This is a genomic window from Pseudomonas sp. LBUM1646 (assembly GCF_059716165.1).
In genome coordinates this window covers 1,648,499-1,667,742 of record NZ_CP166810.1, presented here as the reverse complement: position 1 = coordinate 1,667,742, position 19,244 = coordinate 1,648,499, and the positions used below count along the sequence as shown (strand labels likewise).

The following is a 19,244-nucleotide window of genomic DNA, read 5'->3' as shown; positions in this document are numbered from 1 at the left end:
TTTGATGATCGTTCCCACGCTCCTGCGTGGGAATGCAGCCCGTGACGCTCTGCGTTACTGGACGCGGAGCGTCCCCAGAGGCATTCCCACGCAGAGCATGGGAACGATCAGCGAGAGGTTATGGCTCGACCTGGGTCCATTGCTTGTTCAGGCGTTTATCGGAGATCGGCACCTTGGTCCCCAATTGCTGGGCGAACAGCGAAACCCGGTATTCCTCCAGCCACCAGCGATACAGTTCCAGCTGCGGATCGCGCTTGCCTTCCTGGGCGTGTTTGTTGGCGCGGGTCTGGTATTGCGTCCACAGGCCAGACAATTCGCCGGCCCAGACCCGATCCCGCTGCACTTGCGCACCGATTTTCTCGAAACGCTGCTCGACCGCTTTCAGATAACGCGGCAGCTCCTTGAGCCACTGCATCGGGGTTTCCCGGACAAAGCCCGGATACACCAGATGACTGAGCTGCTGCTTGATGTCATTCAACGCCACGGCTTGCGCCAGGTCGATCTTGCCCTTGAAGCGTTTTTGCAGACCGTGCCAAAGCTTGAGAATCTCCAGCGTCAGCTTCGCCAGGCGCTCGGCGTGCTCGGTCCAGCCGCCGCGCTTGCGCTCGGCCAGCGAGGCCAACCCGGCGCCATCGCGGGGCAACGGGTCTTCGCCGTCGAGAATGCAGCTGTCGAGACTGGCCAGCAGGATGTCTTCGACCAAGGCATCAATGCGCCCCAGTTCGCGGTACATCAGGCCCAATTCGGTCAGCCCCGGCAACTTGCCGCGCAGGAATTTCGCCGGCTCGGCCATTTGCTGCATCAACAAACGCTGCAAGGCACGACGATGCTGGAACTCGGCCTCAGCCGGGGTCGAAAAACGCCCTTCCTTGACCGTACCGCTCTCTTCCACCAACGCCGGATACACCGTCATCGACAGCCCGGCGATCTTCTGCTGGGTTTTCTCGGCCACGGCAGCAAAGACTTTCGGTTCTACCGGTAGCTGGTTTTTCGCGGTTTGCGGCACGGCCAACGCGGCTTGGCTCGCTTCGGCAAATCGAGCGGTCAACTCCGCCAGATCACGCCCTTCGCCAAGGAACTTGCCCTGGCCGTCGACGATTTCCAGGTTCATCCGCAGGTGGCTGTCGACCTGTTGCGAAGCCTCCGTCCACGCTTCATCGCTGACCCGCGCACCGGTCATGCGCAACAGTTCGCGACCCAGTGCCTGAGGCAGCGAGCCCTCGGCAAAGGTCATGCGCTGCAACGCGGCTTTGACAAAGTCCGGCACCGGCACGAAGTTCTTGCGCAGGGCTTTGGGCAGGTTACGGACCAGCGCAATGCACTTGGCCTCGATCACGCCCGGCACCAGCCATTCGAGGCGTTCCGGTGGCAGCATCGGCAACAGCGGCGCCGGCACGCGCAGGGTCACGCCGTCACGCGGGTGATTGGGTTCGAAGTGATAACTGAGCGCCAACTCCAGATCACCAATGTGCAAGATGTCCGGGTAATGCAGCGCGGTGACTTCACTGGCCTCGCGGGCCAGCACGTCTTCTTCGCGCATGATAAGCAGCTGCGGGTCTTTCTGGCTGTTGACCTTGTACCAACTGTCGAACGTCGCAGTCTGGTGAATCTCCGCCGGCAGTCGCGCGTCGTAGAAGGCGAACAGGGTTTCTTCATCGGCCAAAATATCGCGACGACGGGCCTTGGCCTCCAGTTCGTCGAGCTGTTCCAGCAACTGCGCATTGGCCGTCAGGCACTTGGCCTTGGACTGAATTTCACCACGCACCAGGCCTTCGCGAATGAAAAACTCGCGTGACACCACCGGATCAATCGGCCCGTAATGCACCGGCCGGCGCCCGACCACGATCAACCCGAACAAAGTGATCTGCTCGAACGCCACAACCTGACCGCGCTTCTTCTCCCAATGGGGTTCGAAGTGGTTTTTCTTGATCAAGTGCCCGGCCAACGGTTCGATCCAGTCGGCGTCAATCTTGGCCACCATGCGCGCATAGAGCTTGGTGGTTTCCACCAGCTCGGCGGCCATCAGCCATTGCGGACGCTTCTTGCCCAGGCCCGACGACGGGTGAATCCAGAAACGCCGCTGACGGGCGCCGAGGTAATCGCCTTCATCGGTTTTCTGACCGATCTGGCTGAGCAGCCCCGAGAGCACGGCTTTGTGCAGTTTCGGGTAGTCCGCCGGTTCTTTATTGAGGCTCAACTGCATGTCGCGGCAAATCAGGCTCAACTGGCGGTGGGAGTCGCGCCACTCGCGCAGGCGCAAGTAGTTGAGGAAATTCTTGCGGCACCAGTTACGCAGCGGACTGGCGGTCAACGCCTGGCGCTGTTCTTCAAAACCACGCCATAGATTGACCAGCCCGGCGAAGTCCGAATCCACGTCTTTCCACTGTGCGTGGGCCTGATCCGCCGCTTGTTGGCGTTCCGGCGGACGTTCGCGCGGGTCCTGGATCGACATGGCGCTGGCGACGATCAGTACTTCCTGCAAGCTGCCGAGTTTCGCCGCTTCCAGCAGCATGCGACCCATGCGCGGGTCCACCGGCAGCCGCGCCAACTGGCGACCGAGCGGGGTCAGTTGGCTGTTGCGGTCCACTGCCGACAACTCTTGCAGCAGATTGAAACCGTCGCTGATCGCCTTGCCATCCGGCGGCTCGATAAACGGGAAATCGGTGATCTCGCCGAGGCGCAGGTGCAGCATCTGCAAAATAACGGCGGCGAGGTTGGTGCGCAGAATTTCCGGGTCGGTAAACTCCGGCCGGCCGATGAAATCTTCTTCGCCATAGAGGCGAATACAAATGCCCGGCTCGACCCGCCCGCAACGACCTTTACGCTGGTTGGCGCTGGCCTGGGAAATCGCTTCGATGGGCAAGCGCTGGACCTTGGCGCGGTAGCTGTAGCGGCTGATGCGCGCGGTGCCGCTGTCGATCACGTAGCGAATGCCCGGCACCGTCAGCGAAGTCTCAGCGACGTTGGTCGCCAGCACCACGCGGCGGCCTGGGTGCGACTGGAAAATCCGCTGTTGTTCGGCCGGCGACAAGCGCGCGTACAGCGGCAGGATCTCTGTGTGCTTGAGTTGGGCCTTGCGCAGCATGTCCGCCGCGTCGCGAATCTCGCGCTCGCCGGGCAGGAACACCAGCACATCGCCGGGGCTCTTGCGCTCGCTGCGTTCGAACGCGGCGATTTCGTCGAGGGTGGCGAGGATCGCCTGATCCACGGTCAAGTCGTCCTCGACGCGGTTGCCCTCTTCGTCCTGCTCCAGGGTCAGCGGGCGATACCAGGTGTCCACCGGGAAGGTCCGGCCCGAGACTTCGACAATCGGTGCGTCATCGAAATGCTTGGAGAAGCGCTCCAGGTCGATGGTCGCCGAGGTGATGATGACTTTCAGGTCCGGGCGGCGCGGCAGCAGGGTTTTCAGGTAACCGAGCAGGAAATCGATGTTGAGGCTGCGTTCGTGGGCTTCGTCGACGATGATCGTGTCGTAGCGTTCGAGGTAGCGGTCGTTCTGGGTTTCCGCCAGCAGGATGCCGTCGGTCATCAGTTTGATCAGGGTGTTGGAATCGCTCTGGTCCTCGAACCGCACCTGATAGCCGACCAGCGCGCCCAGTGGCGTGGCCAATTCTTCGGCGACCCGGCTCGCAACGCTGCGCGCAGCGATTCGGCGCGGCTGGGTGTGGCCGATCAGGCCATGTTGGCCGCGACCGATTTCCAGGCAGATTTTCGGCAACTGGGTGGTTTTACCCGAGCCGGTTTCGCCGGCAATGATCAGCACCTGATGCTTGAGCAGCGCGGCTTTGATTTCGTCGCGCTTGGCGGCGATCGGCAAACTGTCGTCGTAACGAATCACCGGCAGGCTGGCGCGCCGCGCCAACACCTGATCACAGGACGCCTGCATGCGCGTCACCCACTGGGCCAGCTTGGCCTCGTCAGGCTTCTTGCGCAGCTCAAGCAACTGCCGCCGCAGCCGGTGGCGGTCGGCGAGCATGGCGTGATCGAGGTTTTTCAGCAGTTTGTCGATGGAAGGCGATTCGTCAGTCATCAGGTACGCAATAAGTCGTCTAGTGGCGCAGGGTGCGGATTGTCGCAGATTTAAAGGACGAACGAGATCCCTTGTAACCGCCGCGTTCAGCCCTGTAGCAGCTGTCGAGCAGCGCGAGGCAGCGTTCGGCTGCGAAGCAGTCGTGAAATCAGGCACCTCAGCGCTACACGTGGACCGCATTCACAGGGTTTACGACTGCTTCGCAGCCGAACGCTGCCTCGCGGTGCTCGACAGCTGCTACGGGTCGTGCAGAACGGTTATTGGTTATCCAGGCCTTTACGCCGATACGGGAACACATCAATCACTTTCCCCGCCCGAATCGCCTCCTGCAGGCTTTTCCAGTAATCGGCGTTGTACAACTCGCCATGCAGTTCATCGAACAACTTGCGCTGCCCCGAATCAGCAAACAGAAACGGCGGAAACTCCTCCGGAAACACATCCAGCGGCCCGATCGAATACCACGGCTCGGACGCCATCTCATCTTCCGGCGTACGCGGTTGCGGGATGTGGCGGAAGTTGGCCTCGGTCAGGAAGCAAATTTCGTCATAGTCATAAAACACCACGCGCCCGTGCCGGGTAACGCCAAAGTTCTTCAGCAACATGTCACCGGGAAAGATGTTCGCCGCCGCCAGTTGCTTGATCGCCAGGCCGTAATCTTCCAGCGCCTCGCGCACCTGCGCCTCGTTGGCGTGTTCCAGGTACAGGTTGAGCGGCGTCATCCGTCGTTCGGTCCAGCAGTGGCGGATCAGTACGGTGTCGCCTTCGACTGACACCGTGGACGCCGCTACATCGAGCAGTTCTTCCAGGCACGCCGGTTCGAACTTGCTCAGCGGGAAACGGAAGTCGGCGAACTCCTGGGTATCGGCCATGCGCCCGACCCGATCGACGCTTTTCACCAGCCGATACTTCTCGATCACCGTGGCACGGTCGACGTTTTTCGACGGCGCGAAGCGGTCCTTGATGATTTTGAATACGGTGTTGAAACCCGGCAGGGTGAACACGCTCATCACCATGCCGCGCACGCCGGGGGCCATGATGAATTGGTCGTCGGTGTTGGCCAGGTGGTTGATCAGCGCCCGGTAGAACTCCGATTTGCCGTGCTTGTAGAAGCCGATCGAGGTGTACAGCTCGGCAATGTGCTTGCCCGGCAGGATGCGCTTGAGGAAACCGATAAATTCCGCCGGCACCGGCACATCGACCATGAAGTACGAGCGGGTGAACGAGAAGATGATCGACACATCGGCTTCATCGGTAATCAGCGCATCGATCTGAATCCCGCGCCCTTCGCGGTGCAGCAGCGGAATCACCAGCGGCCACTGCTCGTCCTGGGTGTAGATGCGCCCCACCAGGTACGCGCCTTTGTTGCGGTAAAGCACCGAGGAGAACAGTTCGACGCTCAATTCCGGGTCCTTGCAGACCCAGTCCGGCAGGTTTTCACGCAATTGCGCTTCGAGGCGGCGCAAGTCGCCGGCCAAGTCGGCGTAATCCTCGCTGAAGCGGTAGTCGGCAAAGATGCTCGCCAACATTTCCGACAAATGCCCTTGAGGCTTGTAAGTGCGCGTTTGCGCCGCCCGGGCCCGGCGCAGGCTCGGTCGGGTGGTGTGGATGAACATGCAGCCGTCGCTGATCAGGTCATGGCTGAACAGCCCGCAGAAGATCGAGTTGTACCAAGTCTCGGACAGTTCATCGTCGAACCGCAGGTCGATCAGGGTGATGTAGGCGCTTTTGACCAGCGGCCAGCAGCTGACGTCCATCAGCGTTTCGCTATCGAAGGTATCGCGCAGCCGCTCGACGGTTTCGCCGACTTTGTCTTCATACAGATTGATCCGCGCCGCCGACGCCGATTGAGTCTCCTGCCACTGGGCCCGCTCGAAACGCGCCCGGGCCCCGTCGGTGATCTGCCGGAAATGCTCGCGGTAATCGTCAAAGCCATCGAGGATCCTTCGGGCGATATCGGCGGCTGGCCAATGCTGCGGCATGGTGAGACCTCTGCGGGAATTTCGGAGCCCTGAGCTTAGCCAGTGAACCGGGTACAGGAGAAGCGTAATTTTCAGCCGAAATTAATTGCGCGGTTTTCGGTTGCCATCGATCAGGCGCTCGGCAACACTTCCGTCCCCATCAAGGAAGGAGTGCACCGTGAGCCCTGTCGATATTGTCCGTTTACTGTCGCTGGCGGCGATCTGGGGCGCGAGTTTCCTGTTTATGCGCATCATCGCTCCGGTGATTGGCACGATTCCCACGGCGTTTTTCCGGGTGTCGATTGCGGCGGTCGGCTTGCTGGTGATCCTCGGGCTGATGCGCATCAGCTGGGATTTCAAAGGCAAACTCAAGACCGTGATGCTGCTCGGGGTGATCAACTCCGGGATCCCGGCGACGCTGTATTCGGTGGCCGCGCAAGTGCTGCCGGCCGGTTACTCGGCGATTTTCAATGCCACCACACCGTTGATGGGTGTGCTGATCGGCGGTCTGTTCTTCCATGAAAAACTCACGGCGGCCAAGCTTGGCGGGGTGTTCCTTGGGCTGTTTGGCGTCGGTGTGCTGACCCGCGCCGGTCCGGTGGCGTTCGATATGCAATTGCTGATGGGCGCCCTCGCCTGCCTGCTCGCCACCACTTGCTACGGTTTTGCAGGGTTCCTGGCCCGTCGCTGGCTGGATCAGGCCGGTGGCCTCGACAGTCGTTTATCGGCGTTGGGCAGCATGCTCGGCGCAACGTTGTTCCTGTTGCCGCTGTTCGGCTACAGCGTGATCAGCAACCCACCGGCAAGCTGGGGCGGCTGGAATGTCTGGTTGTCGCTGCTGGGGTTGGGCCTGGTCTGCACGGCGTTTGCGTACATCGTTTACTTCCGCCTGCTCAGCTCGATCGGCCCGGTGAAATCGATGACCGTGACCTTCATGATCCCGCCGTTCGGCGTGTTGTGGGGCGCGTTGCTGCTGGATGAGCCGTTGTCGATGGCGCACATCTATGGCGGCGTGTTGATTGCGGCGGCGTTGTGGCTGGTGTTGAAACCGGCGGTGGTGAAGCCGGTGGAAGTGGCTTCACGCTAGAGCCTGCCCCTGTAGGAGCAGCCTTCGGCAGCTCCTACAGGGTTGTTCAGCGGTGGGTCGCTACACCGCCGCTTTGTACCCATCCTCGCGCTGCCGCGCCCGGGCCTGGACCACGTTGAGCATGGCGCACCCTTCGCGTGCCAGCAGGTGGACCGCGCGGGTGACGCGGGTCAGGTCGCAATCGGAAATGCCGGTGAGGTTGAGGCTGGTCAGGGTGTCGGTCAGGTCACGGATCACGCTGAAGCGGTGCATCGCGCAGGCGGCGATGTCGCTGAGTTCTCGGTGGGTGTTGATGTAGAGCACCGGGTTGTCGGCGTCGTAGGTGTCGATGGGAAGGTAACGCGGCATGATTTGGTCGTGCATTAGTGGAGTTCCTACAAAATATTAGTTGGAGCTTCCACCCTTCGCGGCCAAACGATAGAGGTGGCAGCTGTACGCAGGTTGGCCGACCGGGTAGGAACCGGTACACCCGAAGGTGTCCCACGCACAGCCGCCATAAAAACTCCCTTTCACACATAAACGTTTGAAAGGGAGTTATGGACACTGTTGCGTTCCTACCGACCGGCCAAGGTCAGTCGCGGTGTTTTCCGCGAGCCCAAACTATAGAGGTCGATGCCGAAACGCGGCAACAGGGTACGTCGTAGGAAACGTCTTGGAAAGTTGTGCGCTGCTGCGACAGCGCACACGTTCGCGGTAGGACCACCAGGCTGCGTTAACGGGTCTGACGAAACACAAACACCAACCCGACAATAATCAGCAGCATCCCCAGCACGCTCAACAGCGCCAGCCGATTACCGAAGATCAGGTAATCCATCACCGCCGTCACCGCCGGCACCAGGTAAAACAGGCTGGTGACGTTCACCAGATTGCCCCGGGCGATCAGCCGATACAGCAGCAACGTCGCCAGCACCGACACCACCAATCCCATCCACAACACCGGCACGATAAACCCGGTGCTGTGCTCGAAATGAAACGGCTGGAACGGCACGAAGATCCCGCACAGCAACAGCCCGGCCAAGTACTGCACCGGCAGCGTGCCGAGGGGATTGTCGGTGATGCGTTTTTGCATGATCGAGCCAAAGGTCATGCTCGCCAGCGCCAACAGACCAAAGAGCATCCCGGCCAGCGACATCCCGGCCAGACCGATGCCTTGGTAAACCACCATGATCAACCCGGCCAACCCTAGTGCCAGGCCAAACAGGCGGCTGGCGGAGCGCTGACGCTCCATGATCACCACGGTGAGGATCGGCTGCACGCCCATGATTGTCGCCATGACGCCGGGCGTGACCTTCAGGTCCAGGGCCAGCAGATAGAAAATCTGATAAGCCCCCAGCAACACCACGCCCGTGGCCATCGCATACAACATCGGCTTGCCGCCCTTGGGCAATTTCAGCTTGAGCAGCGGCATCAACAACAGCAACCCGCACAGGGCGATGGTGAAGCGAATCAACAGAAAGGCAAACGGTGACGCGTGGGCCAGGCCCCATTTGGAGAAGATCGCCCCGCTGCTCCACAGCAGGACGAACAGGCTCGTGGACGCCGCCGCGAGCGCGGTTTTTTTCGAAAGGACAAACATGAATACCACCTGTCATCAGGCAAAAAGCCAACTCAGCCGAAGCTGAAGTTCAGTAGTTTTTTTCAGACGGGCAACGGGAAACAGCAGGAACAGCTGATCAGCCCGAAATGCCAACGCCTGGCGGTGATACGACGGCGCACACCGGCGTGCTACTGACAGGAGGGGGGTAATGACTGATCTGCGCAGGCTGCTGAATCCCGCACGGCACGACGTCAGCGTTGACCGCTGAATCGACTACCGCGTTGATGAGGGAAGCAGGCATGAGCTGATCTTTTTTGAAGGGAAGAACGGTGCGTCGCAAGACCACCGAGCGCCGACTATAACCAGCGCTGGACACAGATTGCAATGACTTGCCGAAAAGGCCCGGCACGGCGTCACGTTGGCGCGTGGCAACTCAACGAGTGCCACGCGCCCGTCACAGGGACTTAGACGTAACGTTTGTTGCCGCTGTTTTCCGGCGGATGGCCTTTAAACACGGCGGGGCCATCCATGGTGATCTCCAGTTTGTCACCCTTGCGCGACAGCCAGGGGGTCGCTTCGCTGGTGCTCTTGGAGGTCTTGCCGGACGGGCTCAGTTCAATGTGATCCAGATCGATCTCGATCAGGCCAATCACGTAGGTGTAGATCGCACTGCTGAAAAAACCGTCCTTGAACTCAAAGGCGCATTCGACGACCTGGTCACCGTATTCCATGCGCATTTTCGGTTTCAGCGAAGCCACCGAAACGGCGCCGTTATCCACTGCGGAGTAGACGCTGCAGACCAGCGCGACCTTGCCGCCCATGCGTTGGGAGATGTTCGGGTTGATTTCGACCGTTTCGATGCCCGGCGCCGACGCACTGGCGCTGACCACGTCGCCGGTGTGGAACACGAAAGGGTCGATGTCAAAGGCACCGCTCTTGTCGGGCGCCTGGATGATGGACATCCGGCCATCCGGCCGCAGGATGCCGATCCGCAGGTCGAGATCGTCATTGTCCTCGCCATCGCCGTTATCCACCCAGGTCGCACTGACCCGGATGACCTTCGGTGCGGTCGGGCCTTTTTCCAGGGACACCTTGTGGCTGGTGCCTGGCTTGTCCAGGGTGATGACCGACTTGACGATATTGACCGGTTTGGCGGCGGGTGTCGGTGCGGCTACCGGGGCAGGTGCATCGTCGACTTCAATCCCGTAGAGACCGCAGAGCCCGGAAAGGCCCGAAGCGAACCCCTGCCATACCGAGCGCGCCTTCATCTGGCCGTTTCGAACGTACAACTCGAGCACGATAATGCCGGTCTCCTGGGAAAACGCCCCAGGTGCGAGTTCCAGCACCTGATCGCCGACAATCACTTGGGCGCGCAGGTCCTTGACCGCCGCAAAACCACTGGCACTGCCATCTTGCGTCAGGGTGATGGCGATCTTGGTGATACTGGCCGGCAGACGCGACAGATCAAAACCGATGCGGTGGCTGACGGTGCCGCTTTGCGTAACCGGGGCAATGAACATGGCGGCACCGGACGCGTGTTCCGGTGCGTTGAAGAACACCATGTCGCTGTCATCCGTCACTTTGCCGGTTTCGGTGACCAGGAAAGCCGTGAGGTTAACGTCCAGATTGTCACCGGCCGCATGGGTGACCACGACGTGCCCTTTGGGCAGGCTGAGGGTGGTGTTTTCGCCGGGCTTGAGGGATTGATTCAAGGGGAGTCGCCTATTCCATGGGGTGTATGGCAGCACACTGCAGGTGTGCTGCGCCTTCATTGAGGGAGTGCGCGAGCCAGCCAAGGGAAAAGCCTGTGGTTCAGGGCCGTACCGCCGGGAGGGAGTTTAACGGCTTGTGTCGGTCTGTGGCGCTTTGTGCACTGACTGACTCTCATAAAAAAACCGCTCATACAGAGCGGTTTTTTGTTCAGTGGCGGGTTTAACCAAACAACCAATACCCCAACAACGTCAGCACCACCACCGCCAGTACCGGTCGTAATACGCGGTAAGCCTTGGGATGACGGCGTTTCCACTGTTTGATCACACCGCTGAACTTGTCACTGGAGTTCTTGCTCCAGGCGTAAACCTGGTTGATCCCGCCGACGCGTTCATCGTCCAGATTCTGCGGTGCGGTGGCGCGGCCCAGCAGGCCACTGACCCAGCGGTTGATGCGGGTCATAATGCGGTTGCTCAGCGGCCGTTCAATATCGCAGAACAGGATGACCCGAGTCTTCTCGGTTTCATTCTTGACCCAATGCACGTAGGTCTCGTCGAACATCACGTCTTCGCCATCGCGCCAGGCGTAGACCTGACCGTCAACGAAGATGCGGCAATCGTCGGAGTTCGGCGTCGACAGCCCCAGGTGATAACGCAGGGAGCCGGCGAACGGGTCGCGGTGCGGGTTGAGATGGCTGCCGCCCGGCAACAGGGCAAACATCGCGCCTCTGACATTCGGGATGCTGCTGACCAGCGCTACGGTTTTCGGGCACAGGGCTTCGGCCGATGGCAAAGGCTTGTCGTACCACTTGAGGTAGAAACGCTTCCAGCCCTTCTTGAAGAACGAGCCGAATCCGGCGTCGTTGTTCTTTTCGGCGGCGCGGATGTAGCCCTCGTCGAACAGGTGCATGGCTTCGTCGCGGATGACTTCCCAGTTGTCCCGCAGCACATCCAGTTCCGGGAACTTGCTGCGATCAAGGTAGGGTTTGGACGGAACGCCGGAAAACAGGTACATCAGGGCGTTGTAGGGTGCGAACAGCGCCGAATGGTTGACGAATTGCCGCAGGACCGGCAAACGCGCCTTGCCACGCAAATGCACATAGAGAGTGCTGCCGAGGAATAACAACAACACCGACGCTTTCGCGGCCAGGGAAAAGGTCATCAACGACTCCTTGAGAATAAGCAACTTTGCACCGCGCCATTTACCCGACGTGGCAGCCGGCCATGATACCCACTACCGGACCGGGGAAAAACCCACATATCTGAACAAACAGCGTTAAGGATTGCGCAACAAAGCACTTATTAACATAAGGTTCCTGAACGAAGGCTGACCTGAATCAGCCTTCTTTTTGCAAGATCAAAAACCAGATCAACAGATCGCAGCCTTCGGCAGCTCCTATGTACCTGTGGGCGCCGATCTTTTGATTTTTATTGTTGGTTCTCCGCCTCGGTAAACAGATCGCTGAACAACATGCTCGACAGGTATCGCTCGCCGGAGTCCGGCAGGATCACGACGATGGTCTTGCCCTGCATTTCCGGGGTTTCGGCCAGGCGCACCGCCACCGCCATCGCCGCGCCGCAAGAGATCCCGCACAAAATCCCTTCTTCCTGCATCAGGCGCAGGGCCATGGCCTTGGATTCGTCGTCGGTCACCAGTTCGACCCGGTCGACAATGGATAAATCGAGGTTCTTCGGCACAAACCCGGCGCCAATGCCTTGGATCTTGTGCGGGCTCGGCTTGATCTCTTCACCAGCCAGCTTCTGGGTAATCACCGGCGACGACACCGGTTCCACGGCCACCGAGATAATCGGTTTGCCCTGGGTATTCTTGATATACCGCGAAACGCCGGTAATGGTTCCACCGGTTCCGACGCCGGCCACCAGCACATCGACTGCGCCGTCGGTGTCGTTCCAGATTTCCGGGCCGGTGGTCTTTTCGTGAATGGCCGGGTTGGCCGGGTTTTCGAACTGCGCCGGCATGAAGTACTTGGCCGGGTCGCTGGCGAGAATTTCGGCGGCCTTTTCGATCGCGCCTTTCATGCCCTTGGCTGGCTCGGTCAGCACCAGTTCGGCCCCCAGCGCCTTCAGCACCTTGCGCCGCTCGATACTCATGGACGCCGGCATGGTCAGCATCAGCTTGTAACCACGGGCGGCGGCCACAAAGGCCAGGCCGATGCCGGTATTGCCCGAAGTCGGCTCCACGATGGTCATGCCAGGCTTGAGTTTGCCGGTGCCTTCGGCGTCCCAGATCATGTTCGCGCCGATCCGGCACTTGACCGAATAACCGGGGTTGCGCCCCTCGATCTTGGCCAGGATGGTCACCCCGCGAGGCGCGATGCGATTGATCTGCACCAGCGGCGTATTACCGATGGAATGGGCGTTGTCAGCGAAAATACGGCTCATGGCTGGGTCCTTATGCAGCGTTGAATTAGCTGTTCAAGGTATGCCTGTTGCCAGTGGTCGTCCAGTCAGGTCGAACGTCCGCTGACGGCAGCAGTCAATGGCTTTATATCGTCAAGGAATTGCCATCATGAAGCGTCGATACAGTTGGCCTCTGGGGACTCTCGCCGGCCTCGTTGTGCTGCTGGTTGCCCTGCACATCGCCCTGCCCTACCTGGTGCGCAATTACCTCAACGACAAGCTGGCCGATATGGGCGATTACCGTGGCCAGATCACCGATGTGGACCTGGCACTGTGGCGCGGCGCCTACAAGATCAACGGGCTGAAGATCGTCAAGGTCGATGGCAAAGTCCCGGTGCCCTTCGTCAATGCGCCGTTGATCGACCTTTCGGTCAGTTGGCATTCGCTCTGGTACGACCATGCCGTGGTGGCCGAGGTGCAGTTCATTCACCCCGAAGTGAACTTCGTCGATGGCGGCGCCAATAAGCAGAACTCCCAGACCGGTCGCGGCACTGACTGGCGTGCGCAACTGAGCAAATTGCTGCCAATCACACTGAACGAAGTGCGGATCAACGACGGCAAAGTCAGCTTTCGCAACTTCAACTCCAACCCGCCGGTGAACATGAACGCCACCCAGGTGAACGCCAGCCTTTATAACCTGACCAACGTGGTCGACACCGAAGGCAAGCGCGACGCCCGTTTCGAAGGCAAGGCACTGCTGTTGGGCCACGCGCCGCTGGAAACCACTGCCACCTTCGATCCCTTGAGCAATTTCGAAGACTTCGAATTCCGCCTGCGGGCCAAGAACATCGAACTCAAACGCCTGAACGACTTCGCTTCGGCCTACGGAAAATTCGACTTCAACGCCGGCCACGGCGACGTGGTGATCGAAGCCGAAGCCAACAAAGGTCAGCTCAAGGGTTACATCAAGCCACTGCTGCGGGACGTCGAAGTGTTCAATTGGCAGCAGGATGTCGAGAACAAGAACAAAGGGATTTTGCGCTCCGTCTGGGAAGCCATCGTCGGTGGCTCGGAAACGGTGTTGAAGAACCAGCGCAAGAACCAGTTCGCCACCCGGGTCGAACTCAGTGGCAACGTACACCAGCAAGATATCAGCGCGTTCCAGGCGTTTTTGCAGATTTTGCGTAATGGTTTCGTCCAGGCGTTCAATGCGCGGTATGAACAGCCGAAGCCGGATAAGGGTTAAGGTTTGCGGGTGACGGTGTAGCGACCGGTTTCCTCGGCCGCCGCCAATGGTGAACGTTGCTGCAAAGAGTCCCAGCCCAGACAGGCCAGGGCCAACGACCGTGGCACCGCTTCGCGTCCGCTGCTGTAGCGGCTGATACTGCGGGCACTGACCCCCAGCGCTTCGGCGGCCTTATTCAAGGGTAACCCGGAGCGAGCGCGCCAATTGATGAAGATGCGGGTGTTTTCGTCCATAGCGTTTTGCGAGAGCGCATCCAAATACAAAGTGTCCGCGCCAATTTGAATATCCGGCTCGGTCCATTCCACCGTCCAGCCATCATCGCCGAGGGCGGCACCTTCAAAGACGTGATCCTCAAGTAACGGTTGTAATCCTGGGTAGGCGTACAAATCGCGGCTCAAATTAAGCGTCATTTGCTGCCCGTCTATAAAGGTCAGCGCCAAGCAGTAACCCGGCAGCGCCTTTACCGCCGTCAAGCGCGGTCGTTTCATGGGTAACATCGTTTCCAGTCCTTGAGCGTCAAACATGCCGCAAAAGCTATCGCCAAATCGGCGATACCTGAATGCTGGCCTTGCGCCGAGTCTGAGTCAAGATGTGACGCCCCATTCAGAGACTGAATAACCCGTCTGCGTTCACAGTCGACCGGGCAGCGCGTTATAGTCGGGGCATCATACATATCGCGTCCCGCCCTGCCCCGTTCAGGTCGGCGTTACCGTTCGAGGATTAGCAGATGAAGTTCGAAGGCACCCAGGCCTACGTCGCCACCGATGACCTGAAGCTGGCGGTCAACGCCGCCATCACCCTGGAGCGTCCGCTGCTGGTCAAGGGCGAGCCGGGCACGGGCAAGACCATGCTCGCCGAGCAATTGGCCGAGTCCCTTGGCGCCAAGTTGATCACCTGGCACATCAAGTCCACGACCAAGGCGCATCAGGGCCTGTACGAGTACGACGCGGTCAGCCGTCTGCGCGACTCGCAACTGGGCACGGAAAAGGTCCATGACGTTCGCAACTACCTGAAAAAGGGCAAGCTGTGGGAAGCTTTTGAATCCGAGGAGCGGGTGATTCTGCTGATCGACGAGATCGACAAAGCCGACATCGAGTTCCCGAACGACCTGCTGCAAGAACTCGACAAGATGGAGTTCTACGTTTACGAGATCGACGAGACCATCAAGGCCAAGGTTCGCCCGATCATCATCATTACCTCCAACAACGAGAAAGAGCTGCCGGACGCCTTCCTGCGCCGCTGCTTCTTCCACTACATCGCCTTCCCGGATCGCACCACGATGCAGCGGATCGTCGATGTGCATTACCCGAACATCAAGAAAGACCTGGTCAGTGAAGCACTGGACGTGTTCTTCGACGTGCGCAAAGTGCCGGGCCTGAAGAAGAAGCCTTCGACCTCGGAACTGGTGGACTGGCTGAAGCTGCTGATGGCCGACAATATCGGCGAAGCGGTGCTGCGCGAACGCGATCCGACCAAGGCCATTCCGCCACTGGCCGGTGCGCTGGTGAAGAACGAACAGGACGTGCAATTGCTTGAGCGCCTGGCGTTCATGAGCCGTCGCGGCTCTCGATAAGGGCCATCGCCATGCTGCTCAATCTGTTCAATGAAATGCGCGCCGCCAAGGTGCCGGTCTCGGTGCGTGAGCTGCTGGACCTGATCAACGCGCTGAAACAGCGCGTGGTCTTCGCCGACATGGACGAGTTTTATTACTTGTCCCGGGCGATCCTGGTGAAGGACGAAAAGCATTTCGACAAGTTCGACCGCGCCTTTGGTGCCTATTTCAATGGTCTGGAAAAACTCGACGATCATCTTCAGGCATTGATTCCCGAAGACTGGTTGCGCAAGGAATTCGAGCGCTCCCTGAGCGATGAAGAACGGGCGCAGATCCAGTCCCTCGGTGGTCTGGACAAGCTGATCGAAGAGTTCAAGAAACGCCTCGAAGAACAGAAAGAACGCCATGCCGGCGGCAACAAGTGGATCGGCACCGGCGGCACCAGCCCGTTCGGCTCCGGCGGCTTCAACCCGGAAGGCATCCGGGTTGGCGATGCCGGCAAGCGTCAGGGCAAAGCGGTCAAGGTCTGGGATCAGCGCGAGTACAAGAACCTCGACGATTCAGTGGAACTGGGCACCCGCAACATCAAGGTTGCCCTGCGCCGACTGCGTAAATTCGCCCGTCAGGGTGCGGCCGAAGAGCTGGACATCGATGGCACCATCGACCACACCGCCCGCGATGCCGGGTTGCTGAACATCCAGATGCGCCCGGAGCGGCGCAACACCGTCAAGTTGTTGCTGCTGTTCGACATTGGCGGCTCGATGGACGCTCACGTGAAGATTTGCGAAGAATTGTTCTCTGCCTGCAAGACCGAGTTCAAGCACCTGGAGTATTTCTACTTCCACAACTTCGTGTATGAGTCGGTGTGGAAGAACAACATGCGCCGCACTTCCGAGCGTTTTTCAACGCAGGATTTGCTGCACAAGTACGGCGCCGACTACAAAGTGATCTTCATCGGCGACGCCGCCATGGCGCCCTACGAAATCACCCAGGCCGGCGGCAGCGTCGAGCACTGGAACGAAGAGCCGGGCTACCTGTGGATGCAGCGCTTCATGGAGAAATACAAGAAGCTCATCTGGATCAACCCGTACCCGAAAGACACCTGGGGCTATACCTCATCGACCAACATCGTGCGGGATTTGATTGAAGACCAGATGTATCCGCTGACGTTGCGGGGGTTGGAGGAAGGGATGCGGTTTTTGTCCAAGTAAAACGCCGATCGTTCCCACGCTCCCGCGCGGGAACGCATCAAGTGACGCTCCGCGTCACAGGGACGCGGAGCGTCCCGGGCGGCATTCCTACGCAGAGCGTGGGAACGATCACCGTGAAGCAAACCGTCGCAAATATTCAACCTGCTCCCGATGCGCCACGTCCTGCACCACCGGCCGCAACCGCACCTTCGCCCCCGGCAGGCACTGCGCCAGCCGCGCCAGTGCCAACGGCGTCAACGCCCCCAATCGCGGATAACCGCCAATGGTCTGCCGATCATTGAGCAATACAATCGGCTGCCCATCCGGCGGTATCTGCACGGCGCCCAGTGGGATGCCTTCGGAAATCATTGGTTTGCCCTGGTATTCCAACGCGGTACCCAGCAGGCGAATGCCCATTCGGTCTGCCCTACTGTCCAAAACCCAAGCGCTGTTGAATGCATCGAACAGGCTTTGCCCACTGAACTCGCCGATCTGCGCACCGAGCACCAGGTCCAACGGTGCATCGACTTTGAAATCCGGAATGTGATCCTGGGGCAGTTCCCGCAGCAGGATCAACGCGCTGCCGGAATAGCTCAGCTGCGCATCCTTGGCCAACGGCCGGCCCATGCCATCGAGCCCGCCGAGTTCCTCGCGGACCACTGTCGCGCTGCTGCCCAACACCTTCGGAGCATCAAACCCACCGGGTGCGGCCAGATAGGCTCGAGCGCCAAGCAACGGCTGAGTGAACTGCAATCGCTGACCTTTATGCAGCCTGAAACTGCGCCACGGCGCCAACGCCTCGCCATCCACTTGCGCCCCCAGATCGGCCCCGGTCAGCGCCAGCACGCAATCCTCTTCGGCAACCACGGTGAACCCGCCGAGGGTGATTTCGATCACCGGCGCATCCAACCCGTTGCCGAGCAGCCAATTGGCCCACGACATCGACCGCCAGTCCAGCCCGCCGCCCTGGGTTACGCCCAAGTGCCGCACGCCGAAACGTCCCGCATCCTGCAACAGGCACAGCGGCGTACTCGCTTCAATTCTTAGACGGCTCATGCCTGGGCCTCCAGTGGCGTGTCGTCACCGCCCAGGTTGATGAACTCGGCATGGCTGACGGATTCGAAGCGCACCGTGTCGCCCGGTTGCATCAGGCTGTAGCCGTCTCGTTCGCGGTCGAACAGTTTGGCCGGGGTGCGGCCGATCAGGTTCCAGCCGCCGGGGGACACCACCGGATAGGCGGCAGTTTGCCGTTCGGCAATGCCGACGCTGCCCGCCGCGACTTTCTTGCGCGGCGTGTTCAGACGCGGCGCGGCGAGGACTTCTTCCACCAGCCCCATGAAGGCAAACCCCGGCGCGAAGCCCAATGCGAACACCTGATACTCGCGCTCGCTATGACGGCGGATCACCTCGTCCATCGACAATCCACTGCGTTGCGACAACAGGCTCAGCTCAGGACCGACGCTCAAGTCATACCAGACCGGCAACACATGGCATTTGCCGCCGGTACTGGCGTTGGGCGACAGATCGATCAACGCTTCAGCGATCAACTCCCGCGCCTGAGCCGGGCTCAGCGCGGTCAGATCGTAATGCACCATCAACGTCGTATAAGACGGCACCAGGTCGATCAAATGCACGCCGAACGCGACGCGCAGACTTTCGCTGGCCGCCAGCATCCACGGCATGTTCGCTTCGGCAATCTCCTCAAACAGACGCACCATCAGGCAGTCCAGCGCTACCACTTCCACCCGTGGCTTCATGACGCGCTCTGCTGGTTCAAGGCCTCGCGGATACGCCGCACGGCGGCCACCGAACTGGCGTTGTCGCCGTGGACGCACAGGGTGTTGGCCTGCAAGTGCAAAGCGCTGCCGTCATTGGCCGTGAGGTGGTCGCCACGGGCGATGATCAGCGCCTGTTCGATGATTTTTTCCGGATCGTGGTGCACCGCGCCCGGCAGTTGCCGCGAGACCAGCATGCCGGCGCTGTCGTAGGCACGGTCAGCGAAGGCTTCGAACCACAGCGTCACGCCGTGTTCATCGCCCAATTGCTGCGCGGCGCTGTTGTCGCGGGTGGCCATCAGCATCAGCGGTAACGTGCGGTCATAGGCCGCCACGGCCTGGATCACCGCGCGCAATTGCGCCGGGTTGGCCATCATGTCGTTGTACATTGCGCCGTGGGGTTTGACGTAGCTGACCTTGCCGCCCTGGGCCCGGCAGATGCCGTCGAGGGCGCCGATCTGGTAATGCAGGATGTCTTGCAGTTCCTGGGCGGTATACGCCATGGAACGCCGACCGAAGCCGACCAGGTCCTGATAGGCCGGGTGCGCGCCGATCTGTACGCCATGGCTCAGGGCCAGGCTGACGGTCTTGCGCATGATGCTCGGGTCGCCGGCATGGAAGCCGCAGGCGATGTTGGCGCAATCAATGAAGGGCATCACCTCGGCGTCCAGACCCATGGTCCAGTTGCCGAAGCTTTCGCCGATGTCGCAGTTCAATAGCAGGCGGCTCACGGTGAACACTCCTGTAGGCATATTCTTTTTTTGCTGCCGGGACATTCTTGTAAAAGCATGCCCGGCAG

The 19,244-nt window shown here is 60.2% G+C and carries 15 protein-coding genes; 4 read left to right on the top strand and 11 right to left on the bottom strand.

The window, feature by feature from the left end:
* Positions 1 to 118: 118 nt before the first annotated feature.
* Both hrpA and aceK read right to left on the bottom strand, forming a co-directional pair.
* Entirely contained in the window at positions 119 to 4,030 is a 3,912-nt protein-coding gene (gene hrpA, locus ACA071_RS07415) for an ATP-dependent RNA helicase HrpA (RefSeq protein WP_497643769.1), read from the bottom strand.
* Between the two features lie 257 nt (positions 4,031 to 4,287).
* Entirely contained in the window at positions 4,288 to 6,009 is a 1,722-nt protein-coding gene (gene aceK, locus ACA071_RS07410) for a bifunctional isocitrate dehydrogenase kinase/phosphatase (RefSeq protein ID WP_497643768.1), read from the bottom strand.
* Between the two features lie 157 nt (positions 6,010 to 6,166).
* Here aceK and ACA071_RS07405 point away from each other — a divergent pair, with 157 nt between their 5' ends.
* Positions 6,167 to 7,075 (top strand): DMT family transporter, encoded by a 909-nt coding sequence (locus tag ACA071_RS07405; RefSeq protein WP_497643767.1) that lies wholly within the window; start codon positions 6,167 to 6,169, stop codon positions 7,073 to 7,075.
* A gap of 60 nt (positions 7,076 to 7,135) precedes the next feature.
* Here the strand turns inward: ACA071_RS07405 and ACA071_RS07400 are convergent, their stop codons facing one another.
* From ACA071_RS07400 to cysK, 5 genes are all read right to left on the bottom strand, one after another.
* Positions 7,136 to 7,438 (bottom strand): hypothetical protein, encoded by a 303-nt coding sequence (locus ACA071_RS07400; protein ID WP_497643766.1) that lies wholly within the window; start codon positions 7,436 to 7,438, stop codon positions 7,136 to 7,138.
* 349 nt (positions 7,439 to 7,787) lie between these two features.
* Positions 7,788 to 8,651: a DMT family transporter gene (locus ACA071_RS07395; RefSeq protein WP_497643765.1), complete on the bottom strand. Its 864-nt coding sequence runs from the start codon at positions 8,649 to 8,651 to the stop codon at positions 7,788 to 7,790.
* A gap of 425 nt (positions 8,652 to 9,076) precedes the next feature.
* The gene (locus ACA071_RS07390; RefSeq protein WP_497643764.1) at positions 9,077 to 10,324 is read right to left on the bottom strand and encodes a TerD family protein; all 1,248 of its coding nucleotides are present in this window, start codon (positions 10,322 to 10,324) and stop codon (positions 9,077 to 9,079) included.
* A 220-nt stretch (positions 10,325 to 10,544) separates the two neighbouring features.
* Positions 10,545 to 11,483 (bottom strand): aspartyl/asparaginyl beta-hydroxylase domain-containing protein, encoded by a 939-nt coding sequence (locus tag ACA071_RS07385; RefSeq protein WP_497643763.1) that lies wholly within the window; start codon positions 11,481 to 11,483, stop codon positions 10,545 to 10,547.
* Between the two features lie 266 nt (positions 11,484 to 11,749).
* Complete coding sequence (cysK, locus tag ACA071_RS07380) at positions 11,750 to 12,724, bottom strand: cysteine synthase A (RefSeq protein WP_497643762.1); 975 nt, start codon at positions 12,722 to 12,724, stop codon at positions 11,750 to 11,752.
* Positions 12,725 to 12,851: 127 nt separating this feature from the next.
* Here cysK and ACA071_RS07375 point away from each other — a divergent pair, with 127 nt between their 5' ends.
* Positions 12,852 to 13,928 (top strand): DUF748 domain-containing protein, encoded by a 1,077-nt coding sequence (locus ACA071_RS07375; protein ID WP_497643761.1) that lies wholly within the window; start codon positions 12,852 to 12,854, stop codon positions 13,926 to 13,928.
* Here ACA071_RS07375 and ACA071_RS07370 read toward each other — a convergent pair.
* Positions 13,925 to 14,425 carry a DUF2442 domain-containing protein gene (locus ACA071_RS07370; RefSeq protein WP_497643760.1) on the bottom strand — a complete coding sequence of 167 codons (501 nt, stop codon included), beginning with the start codon at positions 14,423 to 14,425 and terminating at the stop codon, positions 13,925 to 13,927. The genes ACA071_RS07375 and ACA071_RS07370 overlap by 4 nt on opposite strands.
* Positions 14,426 to 14,655: 230 nt before the next feature.
* Between ACA071_RS07370 and ACA071_RS07365 the strand changes: the two genes are divergently transcribed.
* Together ACA071_RS07365 and ACA071_RS07360 are read left to right on the top strand one after the other, a co-directional pair.
* On the top strand, positions 14,656 to 15,501 hold the full coding sequence (locus ACA071_RS07365; protein ID WP_429513950.1) for an AAA family ATPase: 846 nt from the start codon (positions 14,656 to 14,658) through the stop codon (positions 15,499 to 15,501).
* 11 nt (positions 15,502 to 15,512) lie between these two features.
* Entirely contained in the window at positions 15,513 to 16,691 is a 1,179-nt protein-coding gene (locus ACA071_RS07360; RefSeq protein ID WP_429513949.1) for a vWA domain-containing protein, read from the top strand.
* Positions 16,692 to 16,799: 108 nt separating this feature from the next.
* Here the strand turns inward: ACA071_RS07360 and ACA071_RS07355 are convergent, their stop codons facing one another.
* From ACA071_RS07355 to ACA071_RS07345, 3 genes are read right to left on the bottom strand one after another with little or no spacing between them, the layout of a single operon-like run.
* The gene (locus ACA071_RS07355) at positions 16,800 to 17,726 is read right to left on the bottom strand and encodes a 5-oxoprolinase subunit C family protein (protein ID WP_497643759.1); all 927 of its coding nucleotides are present in this window, start codon (positions 17,724 to 17,726) and stop codon (positions 16,800 to 16,802) included.
* A complete protein-coding gene (locus ACA071_RS07350) occupies positions 17,723 to 18,427 on the bottom strand; it encodes a 5-oxoprolinase subunit B family protein (protein ID WP_497643758.1) in 705 nt (234 codons plus the stop codon). The genes ACA071_RS07355 and ACA071_RS07350 overlap by 4 nt, the downstream gene beginning before the upstream one ends.
* On the bottom strand, positions 18,424 to 19,176 hold the full coding sequence (locus ACA071_RS07345; RefSeq protein WP_497643757.1) for a 5-oxoprolinase subunit PxpA: 753 nt from the start codon (positions 19,174 to 19,176) through the stop codon (positions 18,424 to 18,426). Before ACA071_RS07345 ends, ACA071_RS07350 begins: the two co-directional genes overlap by 4 nt.
* Positions 19,177 to 19,244: the final 68 nt, after the last annotated feature.